Raw genomic sequence first — 1587 nt, forward strand, 5'->3', positions numbered from 1 at the left:
ATGGTTAGGAAACTCAATCGACCCTTATTGGGTTTCCTAACCATGAACTGTGGCAAGGAAGAACCCCAGATGGTGCGGGCTGTCGCAGAGTAATGCGGGTAAATGCCAGTTTTGCTGTGTTTTTAAGCTAAAACCCATTTTTCAGGCGCACTTATCCAGATCCGGCGCTTGAAGCCATCGTTTTTTAGCCATCCGATGCAGCCTGTCGGACAGCATTTTGGTGGCGTGTTCACCCGCCATGGCGCCGGCAAAACGCAGCCGGCCTTTGCAGAGGATGCACTGGTACGGATCGGTGCCCAGGAAGCCCTTCATAAGTACTGCGAACCCGGGCCGCTTCGGTTTTTCCCGTACCGTCATTTCCAGCGCATTGTAGACCTTCGGCAGCAGCGAGCCTCGCTTGCGGTTGGCCAGAAAACCGTAGTACCGCACCATTTTAAAATGCCGCGCCGGGATATGGCTGACGTAACGCTGCAGCATCTCCTCCTGGCTGATTTTCTGGCGTTTGTGCTGCTGCGTTCGGTGGTCGTAATACTGATGCACCACGGCACCGCCGCGGTAGTGGCGCAGCTGAGAAGCGGCCACCGGCGGGCGCTTCAGATAACGGCCCAGGTATTTCACGCTGCGCCAGGCGCCGCGGGTCTTTTTGGCGAAGTGCACTTTCCAGGCACGGCGATACTGGGCATGCAGGTAACGGTGCCACCGGTCTTCATTACGGATATGACCGAGGCCCGGCAGGCCGCCGGGGTTGATTTGCGCATAGTTGTCGCGCAGCAGGTAAACCACGGCGTTGCGCCAGATTTGCTCTACCTCTTTCTTTTTAAAGAACAGCTGCCGCCAGGTGCTGTGTTTGATGTCGAGGCCGCCGCGGGTGACGGAGACGTGGATATGCGGATGCTGATTCAGCTGTCGGCCGTAGGTGTGTAGCGCGCAAAAGATGCCGACTTCGATCCCCTGTTGGCGCGCCCAGCGGAGCATGGCGCGAGTGGCACAGCGAAACAGGTCATTGAGCAGGGGCCAGTTGTTGTTGAAGAACGGCCACAGCAGGTGAGGCATGGTAAACGTGATGTGCTGCCAGTCGCAGTCGGGCAGGATGTGCTGCTGTTCGGCGATCCACTGCTCAGTGGCCTTGAGGCCACAGCTGCTGCAGGCTTTGGACTTGCAGCTCTGGCAGAAAAAGCGGGAATGGGTGCAGTCCGGTGAGGCGCAGCAGTAACGGCGCACGCCCATGGCGCAGGTGCCGCAGGCGAGCATGCGCTCGACGGCGAGTTTAGTCCAGTCGCTGAGGGCGTCGCCGTGTTTGTCGAGATAGCGGCTCCAGCCGTCATCATGCTGGAACAGCAGCTTTGCCGGTCGGGGAATATACATGGTGCAGAGTCTACAGGGCGGCAGGGAACAGGAAAAGGGCACCGGCGCCAGCGGGCTCACGTCGCAGGCGTGCTCATTTTATGCGGGTGTTGCGGCAGGGGGCATGCGCCCCCGTGCGAGCTATAGGTCAGTCAGACGGCGTCGGCGTCGGCGTTGAGGTGAGGCTGTATCTTAAAGACGGTTGAGGCAGCAGCGCTGCCGTGCTCGCCCCGCAGGGGCGCT

Annotated in this window: 1 protein-coding gene; it reads right to left on the bottom strand. The window is 59.8% G+C overall.

What is annotated here, in order from left to right; genetic code table 11:
- Positions 1–141: 141 nt before the first annotated feature.
- A complete protein-coding gene (locus tag ACT3RR_RS23040) occupies positions 142–1365 on the bottom strand; it encodes an IS91 family transposase (RefSeq protein ID WP_353504335.1) in 1224 nt (407 codons plus the stop codon).
- Positions 1366–1587 lie beyond the last annotated feature (222 nt).

The sequence above is a fragment of the Ewingella sp. AOP8-B2-18 genome (assembly GCF_052376015.1).
GTDB lineage: Bacteria > Pseudomonadota > Gammaproteobacteria > Enterobacterales > Enterobacteriaceae > Ewingella > Ewingella allii.

What these genes read in the sequence shown, in the direction of transcription:
- ACT3RR_RS23040 (WP_353504335.1), bottom strand. Translation starts at nt 1,365, where the DNA reads ATGTATATTCCCCGACCGGCAAAGCTGCTGTTCCAGCATGATGACGGC.